The 20755-nt window shown below is 47.1% G+C and carries 28 protein-coding genes; all 28 read right to left on the bottom strand.

The annotated features are described in order from the left end of the window. Positions 1-25: 25 nt before the first annotated feature. A complete protein-coding gene (locus tag C9J12_RS08385) occupies positions 26-613 on the bottom strand; it encodes a YmfQ family protein (RefSeq protein WP_107242283.1) in 588 nt (195 codons plus the stop codon). Beyond that, the gene (locus C9J12_RS08380) at positions 598-1665 is read right to left on the bottom strand and encodes a baseplate J/gp47 family protein (RefSeq protein WP_107242282.1); all 1068 of its coding nucleotides are present in this window, start codon (positions 1663-1665) and stop codon (positions 598-600) included. Before C9J12_RS08380 ends, C9J12_RS08385 begins: the two co-directional genes overlap by 16 nt. Then, positions 1655-2086 (bottom strand): phage GP46 family protein, encoded by a 432-nt coding sequence (locus C9J12_RS08375; protein ID WP_227876302.1) that lies wholly within the window; start codon positions 2084-2086, stop codon positions 1655-1657. Before C9J12_RS08375 ends, C9J12_RS08380 begins: the two co-directional genes overlap by 11 nt. Before the next feature lie 26 nt (positions 2087-2112). Beyond that, positions 2113-2721 carry a phage baseplate assembly protein V gene (locus C9J12_RS08370; RefSeq protein ID WP_107242280.1) on the bottom strand — a complete coding sequence of 203 codons (609 nt, stop codon included), beginning with the start codon at positions 2719-2721 and terminating at the stop codon, positions 2113-2115. Further along, complete coding sequence (locus C9J12_RS08365; RefSeq protein ID WP_107242279.1) at positions 2715-3791, bottom strand: phage baseplate assembly protein; 1077 nt, start codon at positions 3789-3791, stop codon at positions 2715-2717. Before C9J12_RS08365 ends, C9J12_RS08370 begins: the two co-directional genes overlap by 7 nt. Continuing rightward, positions 3784-5103, bottom strand: a complete 1320-nt coding sequence (locus tag C9J12_RS08360; protein WP_107242278.1) for a DNA circularization protein — start codon at positions 5101-5103, stop codon at positions 3784-3786. The genes C9J12_RS08365 and C9J12_RS08360 overlap by 8 nt, the downstream gene beginning before the upstream one ends. An 11-nt stretch (positions 5104-5114) precedes the next feature. After that, positions 5115-6893 carry a phage tail tape measure protein gene (locus C9J12_RS08355; RefSeq protein WP_107242277.1) on the bottom strand — a complete coding sequence of 593 codons (1779 nt, stop codon included), beginning with the start codon at positions 6891-6893 and terminating at the stop codon, positions 5115-5117. 125 nt (positions 6894-7018) lie between these two features. After that, on the bottom strand, positions 7019-7363 hold the full coding sequence (locus tag C9J12_RS08350; RefSeq protein ID WP_107242276.1) for a phage tail assembly protein: 345 nt from the start codon (positions 7361-7363) through the stop codon (positions 7019-7021). Next, positions 7363-7716: a phage tail tube protein gene (locus C9J12_RS08345; protein ID WP_107242275.1), complete on the bottom strand. Its 354-nt coding sequence runs from the start codon at positions 7714-7716 to the stop codon at positions 7363-7365. Before C9J12_RS08345 ends, C9J12_RS08350 begins: the two co-directional genes overlap by 1 nt. 15 nt (positions 7717-7731) lie before the next feature. Beyond that, the gene (locus tag C9J12_RS08340; RefSeq protein ID WP_107242274.1) at positions 7732-9210 is read right to left on the bottom strand and encodes a phage tail sheath subtilisin-like domain-containing protein; all 1479 of its coding nucleotides are present in this window, start codon (positions 9208-9210) and stop codon (positions 7732-7734) included. Positions 9211-9212: 2 nt separating this feature from the next. Then, positions 9213-9491, bottom strand: a complete 279-nt coding sequence (locus C9J12_RS08335) for a DUF2635 domain-containing protein (protein WP_107242273.1) — start codon at positions 9489-9491, stop codon at positions 9213-9215. Between the two features lie 18 nt (positions 9492-9509). Continuing rightward, positions 9510-10100, bottom strand: a complete 591-nt coding sequence (locus tag C9J12_RS08330; protein ID WP_107242272.1) for a hypothetical protein — start codon at positions 10098-10100, stop codon at positions 9510-9512. Further along, complete coding sequence (locus C9J12_RS08325) at positions 10093-10638, bottom strand: phage virion morphogenesis protein (RefSeq protein ID WP_107242271.1); 546 nt, start codon at positions 10636-10638, stop codon at positions 10093-10095. The genes C9J12_RS08330 and C9J12_RS08325 overlap by 8 nt, the downstream gene beginning before the upstream one ends. Beyond that, positions 10638-11072, bottom strand: a complete 435-nt coding sequence (locus C9J12_RS08320) for a gp436 family protein (RefSeq protein WP_107242270.1) — start codon at positions 11070-11072, stop codon at positions 10638-10640. Before C9J12_RS08320 ends, C9J12_RS08325 begins: the two co-directional genes overlap by 1 nt. Positions 11073-11077: 5 nt before the next feature. Further along, on the bottom strand, positions 11078-11539 hold the full coding sequence (locus tag C9J12_RS08315) for a hypothetical protein (RefSeq protein ID WP_107242269.1): 462 nt from the start codon (positions 11537-11539) through the stop codon (positions 11078-11080). A 65-nt stretch (positions 11540-11604) separates the two neighbouring features. Continuing rightward, the gene (locus C9J12_RS08310) at positions 11605-12504 is read right to left on the bottom strand and encodes a Mu-like prophage major head subunit gpT family protein (protein ID WP_107242268.1); all 900 of its coding nucleotides are present in this window, start codon (positions 12502-12504) and stop codon (positions 11605-11607) included. Positions 12505-12506: 2 nt separating this feature from the next. Next, the gene (locus tag C9J12_RS08305) at positions 12507-13481 is read right to left on the bottom strand and encodes a phage protease (protein ID WP_107242267.1); all 975 of its coding nucleotides are present in this window, start codon (positions 13479-13481) and stop codon (positions 12507-12509) included. Between the two features lie 315 nt (positions 13482-13796). After that, positions 13797-14585: a phage head morphogenesis protein gene (locus C9J12_RS08300; RefSeq protein WP_107242266.1), complete on the bottom strand. Its 789-nt coding sequence runs from the start codon at positions 14583-14585 to the stop codon at positions 13797-13799. Continuing rightward, positions 14578-16131, bottom strand: coding sequence for a DUF935 domain-containing protein (locus C9J12_RS08295; RefSeq protein ID WP_107242265.1), 1554 nt, complete (start codon positions 16129-16131; stop codon positions 14578-14580). Before C9J12_RS08295 ends, C9J12_RS08300 begins: the two co-directional genes overlap by 8 nt. After that, a complete protein-coding gene (locus C9J12_RS08290) occupies positions 16128-17738 on the bottom strand; it encodes a terminase large subunit domain-containing protein (RefSeq protein WP_107242264.1) in 1611 nt (536 codons plus the stop codon). Before C9J12_RS08290 ends, C9J12_RS08295 begins: the two co-directional genes overlap by 4 nt. Beyond that, a complete protein-coding gene (locus C9J12_RS08285) occupies positions 17738-17926 on the bottom strand; it encodes a hypothetical protein (RefSeq protein ID WP_107242263.1) in 189 nt (62 codons plus the stop codon). The genes C9J12_RS08290 and C9J12_RS08285 overlap by 1 nt, the downstream gene beginning before the upstream one ends. Continuing rightward, on the bottom strand, positions 17926-18510 hold the full coding sequence (locus C9J12_RS08280) for a DUF3486 family protein (protein WP_107242262.1): 585 nt from the start codon (positions 18508-18510) through the stop codon (positions 17926-17928). Before C9J12_RS08280 ends, C9J12_RS08285 begins: the two co-directional genes overlap by 1 nt. Before the next feature lie 10 nt (positions 18511-18520). After that, complete coding sequence (locus tag C9J12_RS08275) at positions 18521-18814, bottom strand: VpaChn25_0724 family phage protein (protein WP_107242261.1); 294 nt, start codon at positions 18812-18814, stop codon at positions 18521-18523. A gap of 11 nt (positions 18815-18825) precedes the next feature. Next, the gene (locus tag C9J12_RS08270) at positions 18826-19128 is read right to left on the bottom strand and encodes a DUF2730 family protein (RefSeq protein ID WP_107242260.1); all 303 of its coding nucleotides are present in this window, start codon (positions 19126-19128) and stop codon (positions 18826-18828) included. Between the two features lies 1 nt (position 19129). Further along, positions 19130-19348: a TraR/DksA C4-type zinc finger protein gene (locus C9J12_RS08265; protein ID WP_107242259.1), complete on the bottom strand. Its 219-nt coding sequence runs from the start codon at positions 19346-19348 to the stop codon at positions 19130-19132. Then, positions 19345-19944 carry a hypothetical protein gene (locus C9J12_RS08260; RefSeq protein WP_107242258.1) on the bottom strand — a complete coding sequence of 200 codons (600 nt, stop codon included), beginning with the start codon at positions 19942-19944 and terminating at the stop codon, positions 19345-19347. Before C9J12_RS08260 ends, C9J12_RS08265 begins: the two co-directional genes overlap by 4 nt. Beyond that, complete coding sequence (locus C9J12_RS08255; RefSeq protein WP_107242257.1) at positions 19929-20195, bottom strand: hypothetical protein; 267 nt, start codon at positions 20193-20195, stop codon at positions 19929-19931. The genes C9J12_RS08260 and C9J12_RS08255 overlap by 16 nt, the downstream gene beginning before the upstream one ends. Next, positions 20195-20746, bottom strand: a complete 552-nt coding sequence (locus C9J12_RS08250) for a glycoside hydrolase family 108 protein (protein WP_107242256.1) — start codon at positions 20744-20746, stop codon at positions 20195-20197. Before C9J12_RS08250 ends, C9J12_RS08255 begins: the two co-directional genes overlap by 1 nt. Positions 20747-20755 lie beyond the last annotated feature (9 nt).

Below are 20755 nucleotides of genomic sequence, written 5' to 3'. Positions count from 1 at the left end.
TTAAACGCCATTTAAAGTGCTTTTATTACTCGTTGGCGTAATAGAATTCGTAATACAAACCACCTAGCTTGTAACGATTTAAAGTACATTCAAGAACACCAGCATCAGAGGTTAAAAGCGGCGTCAAAACATTATCAAGACACGTCATGTAAGCACCTGGAATGCCATACACTGTAACGCGTAGAATGTAGCGGTATTTCTGCTCCCATAATGGGTAAGTACAAGAGCGTAAACAGTGGTGAGGAAACGTCTCATCAACCTCAACGGTAAACCCCAAATCTTCGGCTAACTTTTGGATATTCCAAGACTGCAAGCCACCCTTACGGCGATACTTTTCTATCACTGCAAAACGACGATACTCAAAGTTCGAATTAGGCTCTGCTACGCACTCAGGAAGCCCTAAATATTCTTCCCATTCTGCAAGCGTTTGATAAAGCGTTTCTGGGCGCATTTCGAGCAATAAATTGTTCGCATTATCTTCAGCTTGAACGAGCCTTGGTGCGTAACCTTGAGCGTATTTATATAAGTCAGAATCTGGTGCTCTTTGCCACAAAATACCCTTCGGCATTTGTGCCATTATCGAGCCTGTCCATGCTTCTACATCGTGCCCCATGTAATCACCCCTAAAGCATGAAGCTCACTAGATAGAGCAGGAACATTGGCACTAAGATCAAGAACGTAATCATCCACGCCAGGCGTTGAACCAATAGCGGTACGAACAGAACTTAGTTTTAGAGTTGAACCAGGGCTAAGCGTCTTAAAATAACCTTCAATACTGGTCTTAACGCTTTGTCTTAAATCGGAGCTGTCTGGGGATATGGTGATACCCAAATCCGTCTCTTTTAATTGAAGAGGAATATAGACAGCTTCAATGCCACCTGGTCGGCCAACGTCAGTACCTGTTGCAGGGTCTGGGTGGCGATAAATGTAATCAGTCATTGCCACTTGGTCGGTATAAGTTGGAATGATATCGGCGCGTTCGTCATAGACGAATGCATAGCCCACAGTGGCAGGTCCTTGATATAAGTCGATACACCAAGCACGAGTAACGCCTGATACTTCACGGCACCAAGCCACATAATCATGAAGCGCTCCACCCATTGGCGGGTTGCGCTTACGAAACAGCAAACGTTCAAGAACCTGTGCTACTGGCTCTATATCCGCACCGCCTGAAATCTCACCTGTAATACCGTTTGGTTGAATGCCTGGAACAGTAGAAACCAAAGTAAGTGTTTGGCCTGAATCTAAGTTACCTGCAACGCCAGCGTCTTCTGCTTCAACCTGAACAACCACGGTGCCACCAGACGGCGCATTTGATAGCGTCACTCGATACAAGCGGCCATCAGAATGCGTCATCACAGTGTCAACGGGAATAGGTACGTCACCAGTAAACGTTACGGGGCCAAAAGCATTGCTCGCAAGCTTTTGAAGCACACCTTCATAACGTGCGGTGTCGATAATGGTTTGGTCTTCAGATTCAGAAGAAGGAATGATTTGGCGAACAATCCACGTTTGATAATCATATAGATCGCGAATGCTGCCACTAACAGAAGCGTTTAAAGCCTGCTCAATACCAAACTTAGGCAGCAGAGTATCTAGTGAAGCCTCAATATCAATTAGGCCACTTTCGATTAACTGGCGTAGCGTAGGAACGTTAAACGGCACGTTGCGCCTCCCATCGTTTAGAAACCGTCAATGAAATCACTTCATCGTCTGGTTTAGTAATATCGATATTCAAGGCTAAGGTTTGAAAGCGAGGAATAGAACCCGTTACGACAACGCTTTTTGCCATCTGGCCATTACCGCTATCAACCAACATCCAAGCAAGTGCATCCTCTGCGTATTTCACCGCAAGATTACGTACATCTGTAGTTAGTTTTTCACGGTAAAGCAGCCAAATTTTAGAGCCCCATGGGGCATCGTAAAACGTGTCACCAGGCCAGCCTCTTAGGTCATTAGAGGAATCAGACAAAGTATCGGATTCATCAGCGCGAGCATCGGTAAACAACGAGATCAAAACGAGGGCTGAAACAGTGTCGCCATTGACACTTCCGCCCTCGATAATGATTCCTGTGTTTTTCATCATGTCGAACACGATGCTCACGCTCATAGTTAACCCACTAGTGCTGAAGTATTCCTGTTCTCTGCATCTTTGTGGAAGTGGCCAAGGTAGCTAAAGCCGCCTGCGGTTAAATCTGAACCGCTAACAACGCTGGCAGAAGTAATGCCGCCAGTAGCAAAAATACCTAGGTCTGTAGAAATCCCACCTGTTACATGCAAAGGGCCTTGAATCAATGTTTCAGGGGAAATAATAGTGAAGGAGTTAGCGGCTTCTAAAGTAACGTCGGTTGCTCTAATGAGCACCTTGCCATCTTTAGAAAGTTTGATGTGGTGTCCCTCAGCATGATAGACATAAACGTCTAAATCGTCACCATCTTTTGGCCTAACGTTTTTGTCCTCTACTGCAAGCACCACGATATCAGCAAGGTTGCCAGCAACGGCCACTGGTATCGCTTCAGCGTTCTTTGAAGGGTTAGAGCTAAAGCCATAATTCTGGAATCGTTCAACGTTATCCAGGGACTCATCATAATGAATCTTTATTTGTAGATTTTGGCGCTTAAGCGAGTCATTAATATCCGTCACTACCGCACGAGAAATCATGCCTACAAGACGTCGTCGAATGGGCGCAAGTAACTTTTGTACTAATCGCTCTGTTACCATTGGCCACCACCTAGTTTCGTTTGCTTTTCTGCTTCAGCAGGAATATCGAATGCTTCGGGTTTCACCACGCTAACCACCGCCAATCGGCCTGCATCGTCTTCGCTAAACATGACAGACGCAATCAGCATTTCTTCATCAATACCTAATATCTCATCGAGAACAGGGACAAGCGTATTGAAGTTCCAAAGCTTACCCGTTTGCGGAATTCTCCACCCCGTTACCGTGTATTCAGCGCCATTTGATATCGCTAAGCTTCGTTGTCGTTCCCACTGCCCACGCTTAGCTGCGCCTTCTGCGGTGGTTATTTCTTCATTGATAATAATCATTGGACGATAACGGCTAATCTCTTCGTCTTTTACTTCAGCCTTGATTCCACCTACCGTCGAAAGTGGCGCATCATCCCAACCACCGAACGAAGCACCAACAGCTTTAACCGTGAAGCTGCTATAACGATTACGCCAACTAAAACGACCACGGGCTGCTAAAACGTTCTCACCAAGAATTAAAGACACACCCGCACGTTCTTTACTTGCTCGTGTGATAACTAAATTTCCATACGTGTCACTGGTAAGAAGCACACCACGCTGACGAGCCAAACGCGAAAGCAGCTCATGCGGTGTTTCGCCTTGCTCTATTTGAACGCGAGGAAATGCCGCGCCCACATCTGTATTCACGATCACTTTAATGCCAAAGGGTTTGCAGATCACATTAGCAATCTGCGTCAAAGTTTGGTTATTGAACTGGCCTGAAGGATAGTCGATTGAGCAATCTACCAAGTCAGCGGTTTTGTCTCGGCCACTGACCGAAATCACCACTTGAGTTGCATCGTAACTAGGCACCCAATCATCAACATAACCAGTAATGACACGCTCCCCGCCAATCTCAACCATACAAGGCTGACCTTGCTTAATTGGGTCCATAAAGGATTTGTACTTATCTTCTGAGCCTTGCCATTTCCACGTCAGTTCCAAATCAAACGAGCCAGACATTGATTTGATTGAGCGCGTGACACTAATCTTCGTCCACCCACCGTAGACATTCCCGCCAGCCTTGAGAACAACATCACTCATTGATCACCTCGACCAAATCAGAAGGAAGAATGAACGAAGGGTTAGAAAACCCATTACGGCGAACAATGCTTTGACGCATCTCTGTATTCCCTGTTTCTTGCCATGCCACTAAAGACACAGGCACCGTGCTAATTGGTTTGTAAATACTTAACTGAGGCAATAACTCAGCACGAGATCGAGTATCTTCCAACACTGCCTGGCGAAGCACACGCAGCTGACGCCACACACTAGAATCTCCCACTTCAACCGCATCAGCAGAAAGGGCCGCAAGTTCATCAGCAATGCCGTAACCAATCTGTTTCAAGCGCTGGCCTGTCATGATGGTATTACGCTCAATGCCTGAAAGGCTTTCAACCACGTCAACTTGGTCGTTAAGATCAAAGCTAACATTGGCATTACCCATCGCCGCCGCTTTCGATACAGATGCTGAGTTTAAAATTAATCGTTTATAGGCGTTGGCATTATCTAGAATCGCTTGCTGTTTGGCTGGGTTGGCCACCGTGGACACTGAACTAGCAAAGCCATTGGCGCTATCGATATTGCGACTTAACCCGCCCGTTACAGCAAGCTCTGCTCGCATACCATCCCAACGGTTTTGCACGTTCTGGTAAACATCGAGTGCTCGAATAGGGTCTGTCACCACACCTTTCACATCTTCCAATAGTCCCATGGTTTCACGCGCTAGTTCACCAGGGTAGGCTAAAAGCTTGCCAATAGAATCTTTGGCGCGCATAAGGCGATCTGTCCACTCTCTAAGTTCACTAGGTAATGAAGGCAAACCACGGGTAAATTCATCCAAGTCATCTAAGAACTGGTCAACCATATCGCCCACGCCTTCCGTGGCCGTTTCATCGAAGTCTTCTTCAAAGGCAGCGTTCGCCGCGTCTTGTGACTTTTCAGATTCTGCTTTGACTTGATTGGCCGTATCGCTTTTAGCGTTAGGGAAGAGGTTTTCACCCACTTCAAAAACTTCAAAGTTAAAGGTGGCTAAGCCGTCTGTTTTGTTGACTAACTTAAAACTGCCTTTACCAACTTGAACTTTACGAATACCAAACCAAGGGTGGATCATTTCACACGGCCCTGGCGTGTTAATCGCTTCAATGATTTGTTTTAGCTTTTCAAAGTAGCCATCACCCACCGTACGGCCATTAATGATTTCTTGCTGGAGTACTTTACCATTATCTTCGGTATAGCCTTGTTCACGCTTAGGGTAAGCATGAGGGATAGCGCGGCGACCAAAGTCACCGCTTGCGTCATCTAGGAAAAATTCAACACCACGAATGGAGGCGTTTAAACGATCTTCAAATGCCATTTATAGCCCCTTTAATTTATTCCGGTATCTGGGTCGATTTGAATAGTTGGTGAAGATGATGTCACTGAAGCCGTTACTCTTTTATCAGACACATCGACTTTAACGTTTACGTTTCCACCTACAGGATAATTAGATTGACTACTAGGTTGGGCGTAATTCCCTGTCAAATAAGAAGGGCTGCTTTGATTTGATGGTTCATTCAAATAAGCATTTACCTTTTCTTCTGTTATGGCCTTATCTGAAGGCCCTCCAAACAAATCACCTAGCGTGGTAGATTTGGCCCACTTACCAAAACCTGTATCACCAATTAGAGAATCAAGCACAATATCAACAACCGGATAGATAATCGTCGCTGCCACAGCGCCTTTTAAAGCAGCGCCCGTTTTGCTTGGTTTAGTTCCACCAGGTCCTTTGCCACCATTTCCCTTTCCATCGGGAATATCACCACCTAAACCACCCATGCCGCCACCTGGCATATTCACAACAAAGACTGGCATAGCGCCTAAGTCTTGAAATCCACCTTTACCGCCTGCATCGCCACCTTTTCCTTTGCCTAGGAACCTTCCGGCAGCATTTACTACATCTAAACCTTTCTTAGCTACAACCAAACCACCTACAGCCCAAGCAGCCGCTTCCCCCCACCTCAACCAGTTCTGAATGGTTTCATCGTCAACGCTGTTAATTGCATCAGCGAGCTCTTCGATAGGTTCAGCAAGCCTTTGGTTGGCAAATTTATTGAATGAGTTATTTAGAGAGGTCATGGAGCTGTTTAAAGTAGCAGCGTTCGTAGCAGCAGCCTCTTGCGTAGATCCTAGTTCGCCAGTGCCAGATACCATTTGTAGCAACAGTTCTTTATTTTCCTGTGAGTATAGGGATGCCAAGCCTTGGATCGCTGTTTGATCAAATACATCACCTAACGCCATTGGGTTGTTATTTGCGGCTTCAAGAATTTCAAGTAAGAGTTCAGCTGGTTCCCTCAGCTCTTTTGTACCTTTTTTAAAAACTTCAATATCTTTTGAATCTAAAAACTCCACTTTTTTCTTATCTGAGAATGTATTAAACACCGCTTGGATAGATGTTAGCGATTCGTTTGCATTACCTTTTGCCTTTGCAAATAATTGAACAAGTGCAGACATCTGTGTAATCGCTTCAGGGCCTTTTGCTTGGTAGGTTGCAAAAAGCTGCTCTGATATCCCAGCCAAATCCTTAACACTCACACTACCAATAGCGAACTGGCCATAGAGTTCATCAATGGTTTGCATCACCGCTTCTGAATCACGAATACCTTTCTCGCGGAACTGAGCAAACAAAGCACCTGTCGATTCAGCATCAGCCCCAAATGCTTGCATGAACACACCCATGTTCTCAAGGTTATCCATAACGAATTCAAGATCACCTGTTTTACCAAGTAAGGTATCAACGCCTGAAGCCAGAGTTGTTGTATCGATTCGAATATCTGATTGAGTTGAAAAGTCTTCAATGGACTTGGTTAGCACGTCAACCTGCTCACTTGACAGCTTTGCGTTTGTGCCGATACGAGTCATCTGAGAATCAAATGCTGCCACATTGCGCACGGTTGCGCCTGTTGCAAATGCTGTCGCCATACCCACATAGCGATTGCCTAAAGCGTCGATACCTCGACCAGCTGCGGCTGTCGAGGTTTTAACGAGTGTCATGGCTTTTTTATTTTTCTTGGCGAAGTCACCCATCGAATTACCATACTGACGTGCCTTAGCCGCTAAGTTGCCCGCAAGGTTTAAGACAATATCGGTTTCAAGCTTCTTTGCCATTGGTTAACTCTCTCAGTTTTCGATAGGTTCTTAGCAGTCGCCGCAAGGGCATATTTGATGTGACGTTTAACGGAACTTTTGAACACATTGCGAGTTGCAAGCTTTCGCAAATCTCCGGCAACGCCTTAAGGTCGCCCCCTGCTTTCAAGCTCCTTGGCAATCAACTCGTCGAGCTCACTGGCTTTTTCTTGCAGCAGTTTAAAGTCGTCCTGGTGCAGCTTTCTTAACTCCTTGATAGAGAAAGGCCCCTGAACACTGCCGATGTATTCAACCTGACGAACAAGAAGCTCAATGCCATAAAGCACATCAGAGGTGTACGCCATGGCCACGCCATCATTCACGATCACTTTCTCTGCCGCTAACTGCGCATCGATGTAATCTCCAGAGATTAATTCTCTTAGACCAACTTCATGGTGGGCTATATCGCCCACCTTGAAACCATGATCCAATGCAAAGGTCATGATGGCCATTAGATTTTCTCCGCAGGGTTGCCAGTGAATGTGCCAGTAATTTCACCAGAGTCACTTAACACGAACGGGTCTTGTGGTGATGCACCTGTAATCATGTAACTAACACCATTGTCACCTTCATAAGTTAAGGTGGCATTTGAAATGGCATTAATATCTACAACGTCCACATCTTCGTCTGCCGCAATCACCACTGATAACGTTGAGGGAACGAAATCTTTAGAAAATCCCCAAATTCGCTTTGGCCCAGCATGAGGTGTATTTGTGTAGCCACCTGGATTCAAAGTAGAACCCTTCTTTGTTTTAAGTTGCTTGCTGTTAGCACGAACAACAACTTGACCAAGGATTTGTCCCATGGTGCGTACTCCCTATTAAAGTTTGAACTGCATTAGTGCGGCGAAGATGCGGAACTGGTTCACGATGTCTGGCTTGAACACACAGTTCAAACGGTTCTGATCGCCTGTATCTCGATAGACCTCTAAGGTTTCTTTGAAGCCGTTGAAGTCTTCCATCAAACCACTTGGCACCCAATCATTATTGGCAAGCTCTAACACGGCATTGCGCATAATCTTTGGTGTCACCACTGGCTGACCAGGGTCAAGGCGATCAAGTACATCGTCACCTGCCAGTTTGTGGCGAGGGAATCGGTTTGTGACCATGGTGCGAAGTGAATAACGCAAGTAGCCCAAGGTCGCTGGGGTGGTGATGTCTAAATAGCTTGGGTCTGGGTCGCCATAGGCATTCTCGCGATACATCGAGATTTCACGTTCAATCGCAATTTCATTGCCTGGCGTGACCATGTAGGTTGCAATGCCGTCATGCAGTAGCAAGTTACGCTCTGTCATATCCCACTGCTTGGTTTTAGCCGGTGGCAGCAAGCTTGTTAGTACTAGCGTTTGAAGAGGTCGCGCAGGGTCAATACCCAGCGAATAAGAAGCACGGCCAGCATAAGCGGCGGCAAATTCCCAAGGCGAATTTGGCGAGCTGTTCGTACCCATACACGTAAACAAGAAATCATTACGCGCAGAGCCGAACGCACCTGTTTCAGCAAACGTGCCACGGAACGCGGTATAAGCAATGCCTTCAATCATCTTGAGTGGGCCCCAACGATTAACGAGTTCGTCACGTAGGTCGTTCATAGATTGAGTATCGTTAAACGGCATCACGATATGGTTGTACCACTCGTTTGGAATAGCCGCGATAACTGCGCTCATGTCTGGCGTTCCTGCTCCGCCTGTCATATCGGTAATCGCAACGGTCACACCACTAGGCAAAAACTCACCATCGTAATAGTTGTAACGAATATCGATATCGTCGCCCGTGATACCTGTCCACTTACAAGTCAGCTCTACAATATCAGTAGACGCCGCTTTCAATGCTGCGGTCACAGGCAAGGTTTCGTTTTCAGTGACTTTAGCAATGATGGCTGTTGCAATAGAGTCTGCATCGTCAGTGTCTTTCACTGTCACCTGAACGCTAACACCAGCAATCAATAACGCGATCACACCTGCTTTAACGGTTGCTGTGGTAACGGCAATTTCACCCTTAGCACTCGATGCGGCTAAGTCAGCTACGCCCAATGCATACACATCTGTATATTCATTGGTGTTGCGGAACTTCTTAAGCGTAAGAGAAAGCATTGAACCTTTGCCATAAAGGTCGTCGATTTGGCTTTCACTTGTGGTAATACGATTCAGCGTAAGCGCATCTGCATTGCCCGTCGCCAGTTGTTGGCCAAGTACTAATACTTTTTGAGCCAAAGCGGGGGTGCCTGAATTCGCTTCGCTGTTGTCGATCTCGATATAAACGAGTGGTACTCGAATATCGTTAGGAATAGAGCCCAATGACATGCTTATTCTCCTTCAGCTTTAGTCGTTGATGCATTGGCTTTCGCCAGCGCTTTCTTTTGTTCTGCGAGTGCTTTGGCTTTGCCTTCTGCCCACGCCTTCTTGATTGCATCGGCTTCTTTTTCAGGCACTAGAACCACATCGCCATCATTAATTCTGCGTAACCAATAGCCAGAGCGTTCAACGTCCTCCCCAGCCGCGTCTACAAAACCACCTTCAGGTTTGCGCACGGGTACTTCTGCTTTCTTTGGTTTTATGAAAACCTGTTTCTTTTCTAACGACATGGTTGAGTCCTTCGTTGTTTATTGAGGCAATGTCACTTCACCATCAATGGTGGGTGCGCCGTCTGCGATTTCACCTTTCAGGCCAAAGGTAACAAAGTCATCTAACGTACTGAGATCAATCTCTTCATCTAAGTACCATTGCTGCGACCAAGTGACCGACCAAATAGCAATGCCAAGTTTGTCTATTTCACCGCTGTATAAATTGTCACTGCGTAGGTTTTCCACGCGTCCATAGGCGGTTGGCAGGGCGCTTCTGTCTGCTAACTCTCGTACTAACTTTCCTACAACCACTTCAGCGCGTAAGTCTTTTTCGTACCCGAACTGGTCAGTAGTAAACACATAGGCCACAAGGTTAACGTTACCAATTAAGCGATTGCCCACCGTTTCATATTGCGGGACACGCAGTGCAGCAATGCGAACGCCCCCATCACGATTAGACATCCACCGCTTAATATCATCAGCCTTATCAAAGCGGCCAATGTGACGTTCTACGGTTTGAATCTTTTCTATCTCACGCACTCCACCTTCAAGCTTTGGCTTAAGGTACTGAACGATTTCATTCACCGCCCAAACGGTAGAACCACTGGTGGTAAAGTCGGGTCTAGACATTCATTAACTCCTGCCAGAAGTCACCGATAACCGCATACACTTCAGCTTGGTTGTCGCTACTTAACCCTAAGTATTCGCGCTGTGGGATGTTCATCATGCGGGTGAAAGCCCCTACAGACTGATAGACCGGAAATGCCAACGCTTTACCAAAGGCTTGTGTGATAAGGCGCGTATGAGCAGAGACTTGAACCGGACCAGAAAATCCATCTTGATGAACGCCAGAGTAGGCCAATGGCGATCCAATTCGAACTTGGTTTCGCTGCACTTGGTACTGGATGGAATCGAGCAAGTCACCATCGCCTTGCAAGAGAGACTGGTTTCCATGTCGAGTCTTCGCATAACTGCTAGACCAATCATCCCAACGCTGACCATCAGGTGACGTTTTTTCATCGGCAATTCTTCTTCTGGTTTGGCTCTCTACAATGCCACCCAATGCATCAAGCAATTCAACTTTGTGCTTGGGGTCGCTTAGGGTTTCAAGCAACTGTTGATAGCGCTTAAGCTCTTCTGTGCCCGTTACCTGAACGCTAATGCCCATTACAGAACGCCTCTTAAGCTGTTACGAGTGAACAGGCGTTCGTTCTGCTGTACCAGCTCAACTTTTCCTACCGCACCTTCTGCAGGAGTATCGATAGTGGGAAGCCCCAGTTCGCGCTTGCCGTCGGCGATTTCTCGCAGCTGTTTCAGCACCATTTCATAACGTTTTTCTAGCAAGTTGGTGGCTTGCTGGTCGCGGTCTGCCAGCCAATAGAACGCAATGGTGATGGCAATCTTGCTCAACATGCTTGGCACTGTCGGCAACGGCAGTACAAAGCGACGCCCCAAAAACGAGTTGATTTCATCGTCAGCTTGCTCAAGGGCTTGATTGATGTAGGTGTCGTTCAGCTGGTTGGTATCGCGATCAAGGGCGACGTTCCAAAGCATCTGTTCGTCACGATCTATCAAGTCTTGTTTAGTTGCGTAGATTGCCATTGGACTTACTCCATCAGTTCATCAATATCGACGGGCTCAACAATCAAGTGGGGCTCATTATGTACATGCTTGGCTAGTTCAGCTGACATGAGCACAATGGTATCTGGCTCATGACCTTTAACATCCAGCGCCTGATACCCACCTTGTGGCATTTCATCCACCACAACGACCAGTGTCTTTTGTAAGCGGTGGAACTTAACGCCACTGCGCCAAAATCCGGCATCTGATTTCGAGCACACTTCAAAGGCACCAAGAACTTCAAGGGCGAGATTGCCAGCCGCACAATCAAGATTGTTAGTTGTTTCAACTTCTTCAGCATTAACGCCTCCGACATTACTTAATGCATTGGTATCTACTAACGGTTTGGGTGCCGCTTTTGACTGGGTAGTACTTTTTCCCACATCGCCTTTAGCATTTCCGGCGGTAAGCTGCTTGGTGGCAGCGTCGGCTTTGACTTTTTCACTCACAGTAAACTCCCTTTAAATACGGTTTAAACGGCGATTAATCGGCAGCATAACCATGCTGCCTATATTTATTTTGCAATAAATGTGGACACAACAATGTCAACATCCTGGTAGTAGATGTTTGAATCACCACCATTTTTAAGCATCATGCCAATTAACTTACGCGCTGCTGCTTCATTGTCAGGGCCCACAACAATTTTGGTGGCACGGGTGCCAATCGGTGTGCCATCGGCTTTTTTCATTTTACCTAACAGCTTTTTAGCGGCTTCGTAGTTAGCTTCGTTCAGCGTATCTTTAGAGCCGATAGCCAACTGAGGGAATGAGAAGCCGACATTACAACGACCATCCACACCCGCTGCATACTTGTTGTTGAACCAGGTGTACTCTTCGGTTGGGTTCATGTTTTTGAACACAAACGGTTTGCGGTCTTGATACACGATTGGCTTGAGCACTTTGGTGTCATCAATCAAGAACCAGGGTTCGCCCGTGTCTGTTGCTGGGTCGCCAATTACATTGGAAAAGGTCGTTGCAGGTGTCGTATCTAACGGGTGGTCAGTATCAAAGTAGTTCTGACCGTCGTAACACAAGGTTGTAAAGCCTTCAGCTAACAGCGGATAAGCTAGGGTGTCAGGGAAGATAGCCACTTGCTCGCCGTAGTTTTTGGCAATAACCGAATATTGACCAATTTGATCGTCATCCACTTCATCACGAGAAATCGAGATTGAACTTTCAAATGTTTTGTTTTCAATCGAATAACCATGCTTGCCTAGCGTGGCTAGCTGTCGGTCACCCACCCATTCTTTAATGCCAGGTAGATCTTTTATCCAACCGTAATAGTTGGCCGCACCTGAGCTGGGTACACGCGTAGCAATCATTTGCCACTGTGGCTTTGAGCCGCTCAACCCTTGTGTATAGGCGGCAGACATGGTGACTTGCAGGGCTTCAATGACTTGTGCTTCTGTTGCCATGATTACGCTTCCTTCTTCATTGATTCTTTAGATTTGATGAAATCTTCCTGCGAGATACCCATATTGCGGCACATAGCAACTTCATGATCTTCAAGCTTGCTGTTTGTAGCGGTGTCTTTCGGCTGCTTTGTTGTCTTGTCATCAACAATGGCCGCTGCTGCCCCCACAAATGCTTTGAATTGTTCGCGACCTTCTTCTGTGCGACACAAACCCACGTACATATCTTTATTCGCAGGAGAGACCTTCCCTTGCTTGATTGCGTCATCAACCAAGGCTTCCTGCTCAGTAGCCTCAATACCCGCCACCTTGGCTTCAGCTGTTTCGGCGCGATTCAGCGCGACTGTGTATGTTTCTTTTGGCACGAACTTACTGAGGTCAGGGTTTTTCGCTCGGTTCAGCGCCACTTGTTTGTCATTCTTTAAGGCGTTTATCGCAACAACACCTTCTTCTTCCGTTGCAGTTTTCGGCAAGCCCAGCGCAGCAGCAATGAGTTCAGCGAGAGTCATGGTGTTATCCTCCATTCGGTTTAGGGCAGGTACATAAAAATTAGGTTTATTAGTCAGGCCAGCACTGCTCATCGAGGTGATAACGCCTTGCAGGTCGTAATTAAAAGCAGGGGAGTAATACAGATATAACTTGTCGGTGATCTTATAGCGGCCAAGATAGTTCCATTCGACTTGCGCCCAAATTTCACCCTTACGATTTTCAAGCGCCAAAATCCAACCACACGCATCTGCGGCTTCACCTTTTGGCCCTAGAATCTCAGTAGCATGTTCAACATCAAAGGGCAGCTTTGCATCAAAGGCTTCAACAATGGCATCTGGCTCTGAGTTACTCCACATGCGACCATCACGGCCTTTCACTTCACCCGATGGGATCATCGGCAACCAAACGGCGGCTGAACCTTCCACTTCGCCAAGGCCATCAATCACGCTGGTCGATAAGTTGAAACACATTGCCAGGTAAGTTTTTTTCATTACTCGCTCCGTTAACTGAGGGCTACATAACAACCTCCTTAATGTAGGGGGCGGTAAATAACATCTCGTTGTGGAGTTAATAATGCACGGATGTGCGAAGGCACTGAGAGTAATCTCGGTTGATGTAATTAAAATAAGATTATTGGCAGAGGTGGAGCAAGGGGAGGCTTTATAGGTTACAGATAAAAATCAGGCTGGCAAGTGGTGAGTCACTAACCAGCCATAAATATCTGTCACAACCGTGTTTAAACCCTGTTTAAATCGCGCTGTGCGTGTTTAACTACTTTTCGGTCTCGCCATTGTATTACTACGCAGTTACAAGCCCGTAGACAAGTTCTGACGCATTGCTGTCTCTTTTTTGAGAAGGTCTGCATTTAAGGCTGATTGGCGTGCTTTCCCTGGATTGTAATTCCATCCTGGCTCAATCCCTTCGGGCAAGGTTTCAACTTCACCTGTTCGCTTGTTTGTCCATTGTTTGTCTTTGCCTGGCGGGGCGGTTGTGCTGATTGTTCCTTTCTTGGTTAACGTGGTCGCTTCATATTTTGAGACCTGGCGTATCCAGCAGTTGCACCCCCAACCATTAGGCGGCATGTGATTAAACCACCATGGGTCATCAACAGGCAGTAAAGTACCGTTCCATTTCTCGTGCTGTACGCGGTGCTCTCTTGATGGACCTAACTGGTACAGCAAATAAGGCATGGCGCGTTTGGTGCGCTCAATGCGCTCCCACTGACCTGCGGCACGGGCAGTACGCATGTTGGTTCTGTAAATGGTTTTTATGCGACCTTCACTGCCCAATTGAACCAGCTTGGTTTCTTGGGTTTGTGGGTCATCCATGGTTTGGATACCCCACCAACCGGACTTAACCAGCATGGGCTTTAGTACATCACGAAACTGCGCGAAGGTTTGGCCTTCTTCAATGGCTTGTTCAACCAGTTGCTTGACTTCGACCAGCAAGTCGGCATTCAACATCTTAGCGACAGTGAACGCATTGGCGTGTTCTTCTTTCCAGACGTCACGATAATCAAAGGCTGGCTCAATGCCTTTGCGCTTGAACCAAGCCAATGCTTCTTTGGGGATAAGTATATCTGAAGGGTTATACATCCCGTGCGTCTCCTAATCCCCGCGCTTTAAACATATATTCAGCCATCGCATGGGTAAAGTCGTCAGCATTAAGCGAATCTTGCAAAGCAGCAAGACCAGCCACAAAATCGTCATAGTCATCTGACTGAGCTGCCAGTTCGATGATCGGGTTCATAAACTGCTCGGCGTCTTCGACCCAATCACTCATCGCCTCATCAGTCATGCCGTTGAGCTCTGCATCAACTGATAGCTGCACGCGATTCACCGCAAGGCGACGATTCAGCCCCGCCTCTGCACCAACCGCTGGCTGCGCTTGTTTAATCGGGTGCAGAACACGCTCACTGTCGCCAGCCGCTTTTAGTCCAAACTTATTTAAAATGGAATCTTCCGACACACGCACACCGCGATCGATTGCAGGCACAATCGCATCCATGAATATTTTTAAATCTTCTGGCTCTGGTATTTTAATCCGAACCTTCGGATAGTTTTCTTGCACGCCCCAATTAAGAATAATAAATGGCTTAACCAAATATTCATTTAGGCAAGCCCCTAGCTGCTGTGCATCCCACTTAGCAATATCAAGGCGCACTTCATTGTGTACAGTGGCTTGTGATTGAGAGCTGCCATTATCAGCCGTCATGGTTTGACCCAGTACTGCCTTACTGGTTTGCTCATCACACCAACGCGCCTGATTTTCGAACAAGGTCTCCCCGCCGTTACCCTTGACCGTCTCAATCAGCTCTAACTTCATTGATTCAGGGATAACCGCGCCTGCATCACTGGCGATACGGCCAATAGCATTAACCAGGGTTGCAATATCATCCTTGCTTGCGTTCGGTCCGTATTTACCCACACGAACCGGAATGCCAAACACCTCAGCAAACGCCCACCAATCACGTACGGTGAATGATTTAAGCATGTACATCACAGCGACTAATCGCGCTAGGCCATTGCGCCATACACTGCCGGATTTAGATCGCGGGGTATGAACCATGAATTTATTCGGTTCTAACGGACTGCCACTTGGCGCATCATCACTGATTAACAAGATCTCAGATAATGTTTCCTGGTCTTGTCGCAGATAGCGAGGGTCTACCCATTTATAATCTTTGGGCTTCCACGGTGTAGCTTTAACATCCCATAAGATTTGAACAACTGACAAGCCTTTACCTAGGCCATCAAGCAAGTCAAAAAGTAGCTCGGGGATTTGGTCATCATTCATGACCTCACGTACACGCTCAGCCATCAACACATCATTTTTATCATCACTGTGTGGTTCAACACTTGGCGTGATAGCGGCAACGGCCAGCTTACGGGTTCGTAGTTGAGCAGCGTAATGTAAATCGCGCTCTTCCATTTCTTCGGCCAGTGTCATGAATGCTTCGGGATCATTACCATCAATGACCGAACGCAGCAGACCCGCTAAACGATGCGGTGTAAGCGTTGATGCCACGCTGGCGGGGCGCGGGTTGCGCACACTGGTGGTATAGGCCCTGGCGATATCATCAGACAGCACTTCTTTCTTTTGATTAAGAGGCTGCCCGCTAACATCCACAATTTCTCTCATAGTCGGATCCCTTTGCCGCGCAGGTCTTGATGCAGCATGTCGTCAAATTGGTTGTTTTCTTCAGCAGTTGCATAAAAGCTACGGTGTGTTTCATTACCCTGAACTTTGATGGTATATAAACCGTAACGGGTTAAGTCGGCTTTCGATGCTAAGTACGCGAGCCATATTGCGATGGCGCTATCACCATGTCGCTTGTTCCCGTTTGCACCTTGGGTTCTTGAATCATCGATACATGGCACACCTGCTTTGTATTGAATCTGCCCTAAATCGGTAATGACATCTTCATGCTTCGGAAGCAGTATTTCATCATCTTCAAAGGCAGCTTTAAATGCTGGCATATTTAGACGGTAGTAAGATACGGTCAGCATGACTTCAACCACTTCTTCGCCGTACTTATATCTTGCTTGCTCTGCTAAGTATTGGCCATTACCACGCGCATCAAGAAATATTCCGTCACGGCGAGGCAGTTGATCACAGATATAATAAAGTGCTTGTTCTTGTTGTTTAAATGGCACATTAGCAAGCTCAACCAAGAACGGAACTTCACGACGAGTATCATCATGGATTGCCATTGGCGCAAAAACAGTCAAGTCACCAGTACGGGCGAAATCCTCCCCTAGAGAATGTCGCAGTTTAGGATCCAACTTATCAAGCTCTGGCTGAACATGTTCGTCCAACCACTCTTTCATCTCTGCTTCACGAATGTGTTCTGGCGCTTCGTTAAATTCGAGTGAGCCAGTAAACGTAAGTACAGGCGCATCGGTTAATCTTGCTGCACGCTCTCGACGGCTTCGGCTAATATAGGCACCACCGCCATTTTTAGGCACGCACTGGTATTCTTCCAGTGCATCCTCTTCAGTGGCGGTATCTTTCAGTAAGCCTGCCTTCCATTCATTTTCGGCTTCTTGCGTCCACTCGCGCTTCTTCACCTGACAAATACGCTTATACAGGCCATCTTCACAGGCTTGGTCTAACGTGATGGTGTGAACCGAATAGCGTTTCTTGCCTGCGCGGCTATCTTGAATCAATGTATTAAAGAGGTTATCAATACCATTATGGGTACTGATTAAACGTACTTTAGAGCCCCACATGGTCAATGCCAGTGCTGCTTTTAGCACTTCGGCCAAGCGCTCGTGGAATGCGGCCTCATCGATAATGACCGTTCCCTGCATACCACGTAGGTTTGAAGGGTTACTTGATAAGGCTTTGACTTTAAAACCAGACGCAAAGTTGATCATGTAAGTGAGAATATCTTTATCTTCATCATCGAAGACCTCTTCAATCACATCATCACACGCACAATTATAGGCTTTGGCCCACATTGCACAGGCATCTATGAACTCACGCGCCATATCTTTGGTCGAGCCGACATAGAACACGTCTTCACCTCCTTCAGAGGTAGACTTTGACGCGGTTAATGAAGAGTCAGCAGCTTCCGCCCAGGTTAGACCCGTTCGACGGGATTTCTCACCAATCTTGAGCTGTGAGTCATCCGCTATCCATCGACGCTGATAAGGTAACAACACTTCTGATGGATCAAATTCACTGCCTAAGATGGCAGTGGCACTTTGATTATTCAGTAACTGATGTTCTTGAGTGGCTAACATTATTTACCCCCCAATTGCGCTCTTACCGCGCAATCTTTTGCTTCAAGCAATTTACGTAAGCAAACCGAACGCTCTTCATTGTCTGGTAATGTGTCCACTACGTGATTCGCGGTATCACAGAAAGGCTTACTGACTACCTGCAAGTGTTTAGGTAAATGCTCATATGCAAAAAAAGTGAGAATGTTCATTATGCAATCCCCAAAATCTGACGTTTGATATCGGCAGCAGTGGCTGCGGTGATACCTGCTTGTTTAACAATCTTCTCGGTTTGAGTGGCAGCTTCTTCTGCAAAGGCTTTGCGGATTTCCTTTTCAACCTTCTGGCTCACCATAGCGGCTTGCTCGATACGCTGAATGACCAGCGCCAACTGCCCAAGGGCTTTGGGTGGGATTGGCTTTTCTGTTTTTTCAGCTTCATCCATCAAATGCATGGAGGTTTCAAATGCCATGGTGCGCACAAACTCTTGAAGTAACTTACCGACATCAGACACTGGTGCATCACCGAGCTTAGTTGTCCAGACCTCGGCAACTTCTCGTGCTTGGCGAACGCGGGAGCCGATATTTTCCATGCGTCGGTGGTAGCGATTCATGCTGGTATAACTGACCGTTGCGTCATCCGGCAGGCCTGCTTCTTTTATCTTGGCATTTAGTGCGTCCAACAATTCCGTTTGCTGCATTTCACCCGAGCGAATAACGGCATTAATCCACTGCTTGATTTCAGGGGGGAGAAGCTCGATTTTAGACTTGCGAGACTTCGCTTTATTGTTTGCCATGGCGATATTCCTATTGTGCGCGAGGGCGCTTAACACCAGGAACAACTGCCTGACCCGTGGCAACATCTTCACCGCGACCCGTGAGCGTTGCAATTTTGTAGTCACCCAGATCGCGCAACGAAACAAGCGCCATCTCTTCTAACCAACTTAAATGCATACGCACCGCATCACGGCTTACCCGATGGCCCCACCCATCCAGACAGCAGTCAATGATGGATTCATTTGCTTCATAACCTGGCATCTCTTGCAGAGAACGCAGAATCACCAAGCGCTGATCTTCTTTCATGAACTTCTCAAGTTCCATACCACTCCCGTTTACTTTTCGACACTCAACTGCTGCTCTAGCAGCAACTGCGCTAAATGATCGACTGGCTTTAATGCCGCCCGTAATTCTTTCATCTCGCCCCGCATTTCTGTTATTTCTACCTTCAATGCATGGAGCTCTTTATCTGTTGGGAGGGATTTAACGTCCTCCCTCAACTTACTGACGTCTTGCTTTACTTCATCCAACTCTTCACGACGGACATACGTCTTAGAGAGCAAGGTCAGTAATATTTGTGCGACAGTAATAACGCCAGCCCACACCATGGGCCACCATGTTTTAACCAGCTCTTCCATGTTATGTGTGTTCCTTACCTGCTTGACACGGCACGCAGCGAACGGCATTGGGCGCAGCTTCAAGACGGTCTAGTGGGATAGTTAACCCGCACGATAGGCAATAACGACCATGTTCATCTTCATCGGGCAACTCTTGTGGTCGTGATGCGAGCTGATGACGTAGCGACTGATCACGGTATAGGGTTTCAAACTCTTGAGCCTGATCTAATGCTTCGGTCATTTTCGCCCCTTGATCACACTTCCAAGTACACCCGCAATTTTGTCACCGCTTGATTTTGAATACGGTGCAAAGCCATCAGCAGTACGCAACCCAAAATAGGCCATCGCATACACACCAATACCTGCGGCCATGTACGCATCAGCCCCATCGCCATAACCAGCTACTTTCAGCCCTTCAAACGCAAAGATGTACAACACAGAAAGGGCAAACGAACGACGGGCAATGGTCGGGCGTGTATGCCTAATTACCTCATCACTGGCAGCATCACCTCCACGAATAGTTTGCTGGGTTTCATGGTGATTGGCTTGGGTGTCTTCATAGGCAAGTTGTCGTCGGCGAGTTGTTTCTTTTTCCAGTTCGACCTTTAGGCGCTCAAGCTCAACCCAGCTTTCGGATGGCAACTTGGCAAGCTCTTGTTGAATCGCGCTTGCCTTCTGGTCTTTATTTGCACCGAACAAACCGTCAGCCTTTTCAACAATATCGGCAACGGTATCGGCAGTTTCTGAACCACCAAATAAACCAGACACGCCACGAATAACGGCTGGACCAAGCTCAAGCGCCATAGAGGCAACGGTAGTAATTAGTGCAAGTGACATTGGCGTAAACTCCTGAGCATGGATAGACGGTTACTTGATAAGGCGATGGACTTTTTAGGGTGGCAATGCTGTTGAATGTCGATTGCAGAAACGCCATTCCATGATTGATTATAAAAATGCTGCATGGTGCCGTCGTGGCTATGAAGTGGTGGGCTACTGGGCACAGACTCGCCACCTTGAAAGGCGGTGAGTTCTGCATTTAGCCGATCGTCTCGACCTTTGGTTTTTGAGAAATCCCAATTTCTACCCATTACGCAGCCAACTCCCAAGCAGCATCGGTTAAATCAGCAAGGCGGTTATGCCATCCTTCGATATAACGCGTTTGTGAGTAGTTGTTTTTTAGAATGCGGGTGTAGTAGCGAGCACGGCGCAAACCGTAACGTGATACCAACCATTCAGTATCACTGATGTTAACGGCGGAAATGGTATTGGGGCCCACTCTGCCATCTACTTTTGTACCTGCAATTTCTTGCAGCAATTTAATGGCAGTGATAGCCCCGTGCTGAACGGCAGAATCCATTTGGTACAGCGCAACATTGCCTGCAAACTCGTGGCAATATGCCGCTTTCCAATAGTTGGTGTAATAAATTCGTACCGCACGGTTAATATCTAATGCGGCAATATCGACACCAGGGAAGGCGCGCTTGCTGATGCCATACTTGGTTTCGCCGCCAGGGTCTTTGGGGTCGTTAACGTAACCGCCATCAGCACGCAACCCACCTTCTTTTTCAAGAATGAAGTGTACGGCATGGCAGAATTGGGGCGTGTAGCCCTTAGTGGAGAATGGATATTTGAAAGGCATTTGGCACAA

The organism is Photobacterium frigidiphilum, from assembly GCF_003025615.1.
Taxonomy (GTDB): domain Bacteria; phylum Pseudomonadota; class Gammaproteobacteria; order Enterobacterales; family Vibrionaceae; genus Photobacterium; species Photobacterium frigidiphilum.
The sequence above is the reverse complement of the archived record's forward strand: the minus strand, read 5'-3'. Positions and strand labels throughout refer to the sequence as shown.

Excerpts from the sequence above, each read along its gene's own strand:
- C9J12_RS08385 (WP_107242283.1), bottom strand. The coding sequence starts at position 613 with ATGGGGCACGATGTAGAAGCATGGACAGGCTCGATAATGGCACAAATG.
- C9J12_RS08375 (WP_227876302.1), bottom strand. The coding sequence starts at position 2,086 with ATGATGAAAAACACAGGAATCATTATCGAGGGCGGAAGTGTCAATGGC.
- C9J12_RS08370 (WP_107242280.1), bottom strand. The coding sequence starts at position 2,721 with ATGGTAACAGAGCGATTAGTACAAAAGTTACTTGCGCCCATTCGACGA.
- C9J12_RS08365 (WP_107242279.1), bottom strand. The coding sequence starts at position 3,791 with ATGAGTGATGTTGTTCTCAAGGCTGGCGGGAATGTCTACGGTGGGTGG.
- C9J12_RS08360 (WP_107242278.1), bottom strand. The coding sequence starts at position 5,103 with ATGGCATTTGAAGATCGTTTAAACGCCTCCATTCGTGGTGTTGAATTT.
- C9J12_RS08355 (WP_107242277.1), bottom strand. The coding sequence starts at position 6,893 with ATGGCAAAGAAGCTTGAAACCGATATTGTCTTAAACCTTGCGGGCAAC.
- C9J12_RS08350 (WP_107242276.1), bottom strand. The coding sequence starts at position 7,363 with ATGGCCATCATGACCTTTGCATTGGATCATGGTTTCAAGGTGGGCGAT.
- C9J12_RS08345 (WP_107242275.1), bottom strand. The coding sequence starts at position 7,716 with ATGGGACAAATCCTTGGTCAAGTTGTTGTTCGTGCTAACAGCAAGCAA.
- C9J12_RS08340 (WP_107242274.1), bottom strand. The coding sequence starts at position 9,210 with ATGTCATTGGGCTCTATTCCTAACGATATTCGAGTACCACTCGTTTAT.
- C9J12_RS08335 (WP_107242273.1), bottom strand. The coding sequence starts at position 9,491 with ATGTCGTTAGAAAAGAAACAGGTTTTCATAAAACCAAAGAAAGCAGAA.
- C9J12_RS08330 (WP_107242272.1), bottom strand. The coding sequence starts at position 10,100 with ATGTCTAGACCCGACTTTACCACCAGTGGTTCTACCGTTTGGGCGGTG.
- C9J12_RS08325 (WP_107242271.1), bottom strand. The coding sequence starts at position 10,638 with ATGGGCATTAGCGTTCAGGTAACGGGCACAGAAGAGCTTAAGCGCTAT.
- C9J12_RS08320 (WP_107242270.1), bottom strand. The coding sequence starts at position 11,072 with ATGGCAATCTACGCAACTAAACAAGACTTGATAGATCGTGACGAACAG.
- C9J12_RS08310 (WP_107242268.1), bottom strand. The coding sequence starts at position 12,504 with ATGGCAACAGAAGCACAAGTCATTGAAGCCCTGCAAGTCACCATGTCT.
- C9J12_RS08305 (WP_107242267.1), bottom strand. The coding sequence starts at position 13,481 with ATGAAAAAAACTTACCTGGCAATGTGTTTCAACTTATCGACCAGCGTG.
- C9J12_RS08300 (WP_107242266.1), bottom strand. The coding sequence starts at position 14,585 with ATGTATAACCCTTCAGATATACTTATCCCCAAAGAAGCATTGGCTTGG.
- C9J12_RS08295 (WP_107242265.1), bottom strand. The coding sequence starts at position 16,131 with ATGAGAGAAATTGTGGATGTTAGCGGGCAGCCTCTTAATCAAAAGAAA.
- C9J12_RS08290 (WP_107242264.1), bottom strand. The coding sequence starts at position 17,738 with ATGTTAGCCACTCAAGAACATCAGTTACTGAATAATCAAAGTGCCACT.
- C9J12_RS08285 (WP_107242263.1), bottom strand. The coding sequence starts at position 17,926 with ATGAACATTCTCACTTTTTTTGCATATGAGCATTTACCTAAACACTTG.
- C9J12_RS08280 (WP_107242262.1), bottom strand. The coding sequence starts at position 18,510 with ATGGCAAACAATAAAGCGAAGTCTCGCAAGTCTAAAATCGAGCTTCTC.
- C9J12_RS08275 (WP_107242261.1), bottom strand. The coding sequence starts at position 18,814 with ATGGAACTTGAGAAGTTCATGAAAGAAGATCAGCGCTTGGTGATTCTG.
- C9J12_RS08270 (WP_107242260.1), bottom strand. The coding sequence starts at position 19,128 with ATGGAAGAGCTGGTTAAAACATGGTGGCCCATGGTGTGGGCTGGCGTT.
- C9J12_RS08265 (WP_107242259.1), bottom strand. The coding sequence starts at position 19,348 with ATGACCGAAGCATTAGATCAGGCTCAAGAGTTTGAAACCCTATACCGT.
- C9J12_RS08260 (WP_107242258.1), bottom strand. The coding sequence starts at position 19,944 with ATGTCACTTGCACTAATTACTACCGTTGCCTCTATGGCGCTTGAGCTT.
- C9J12_RS08255 (WP_107242257.1), bottom strand. The coding sequence starts at position 20,195 with ATGGGTAGAAATTGGGATTTCTCAAAAACCAAAGGTCGAGACGATCGG.
- C9J12_RS08250 (WP_107242256.1), bottom strand. The coding sequence starts at position 20,746 with ATGCCTTTCAAATATCCATTCTCCACTAAGGGCTACACGCCCCAATTC.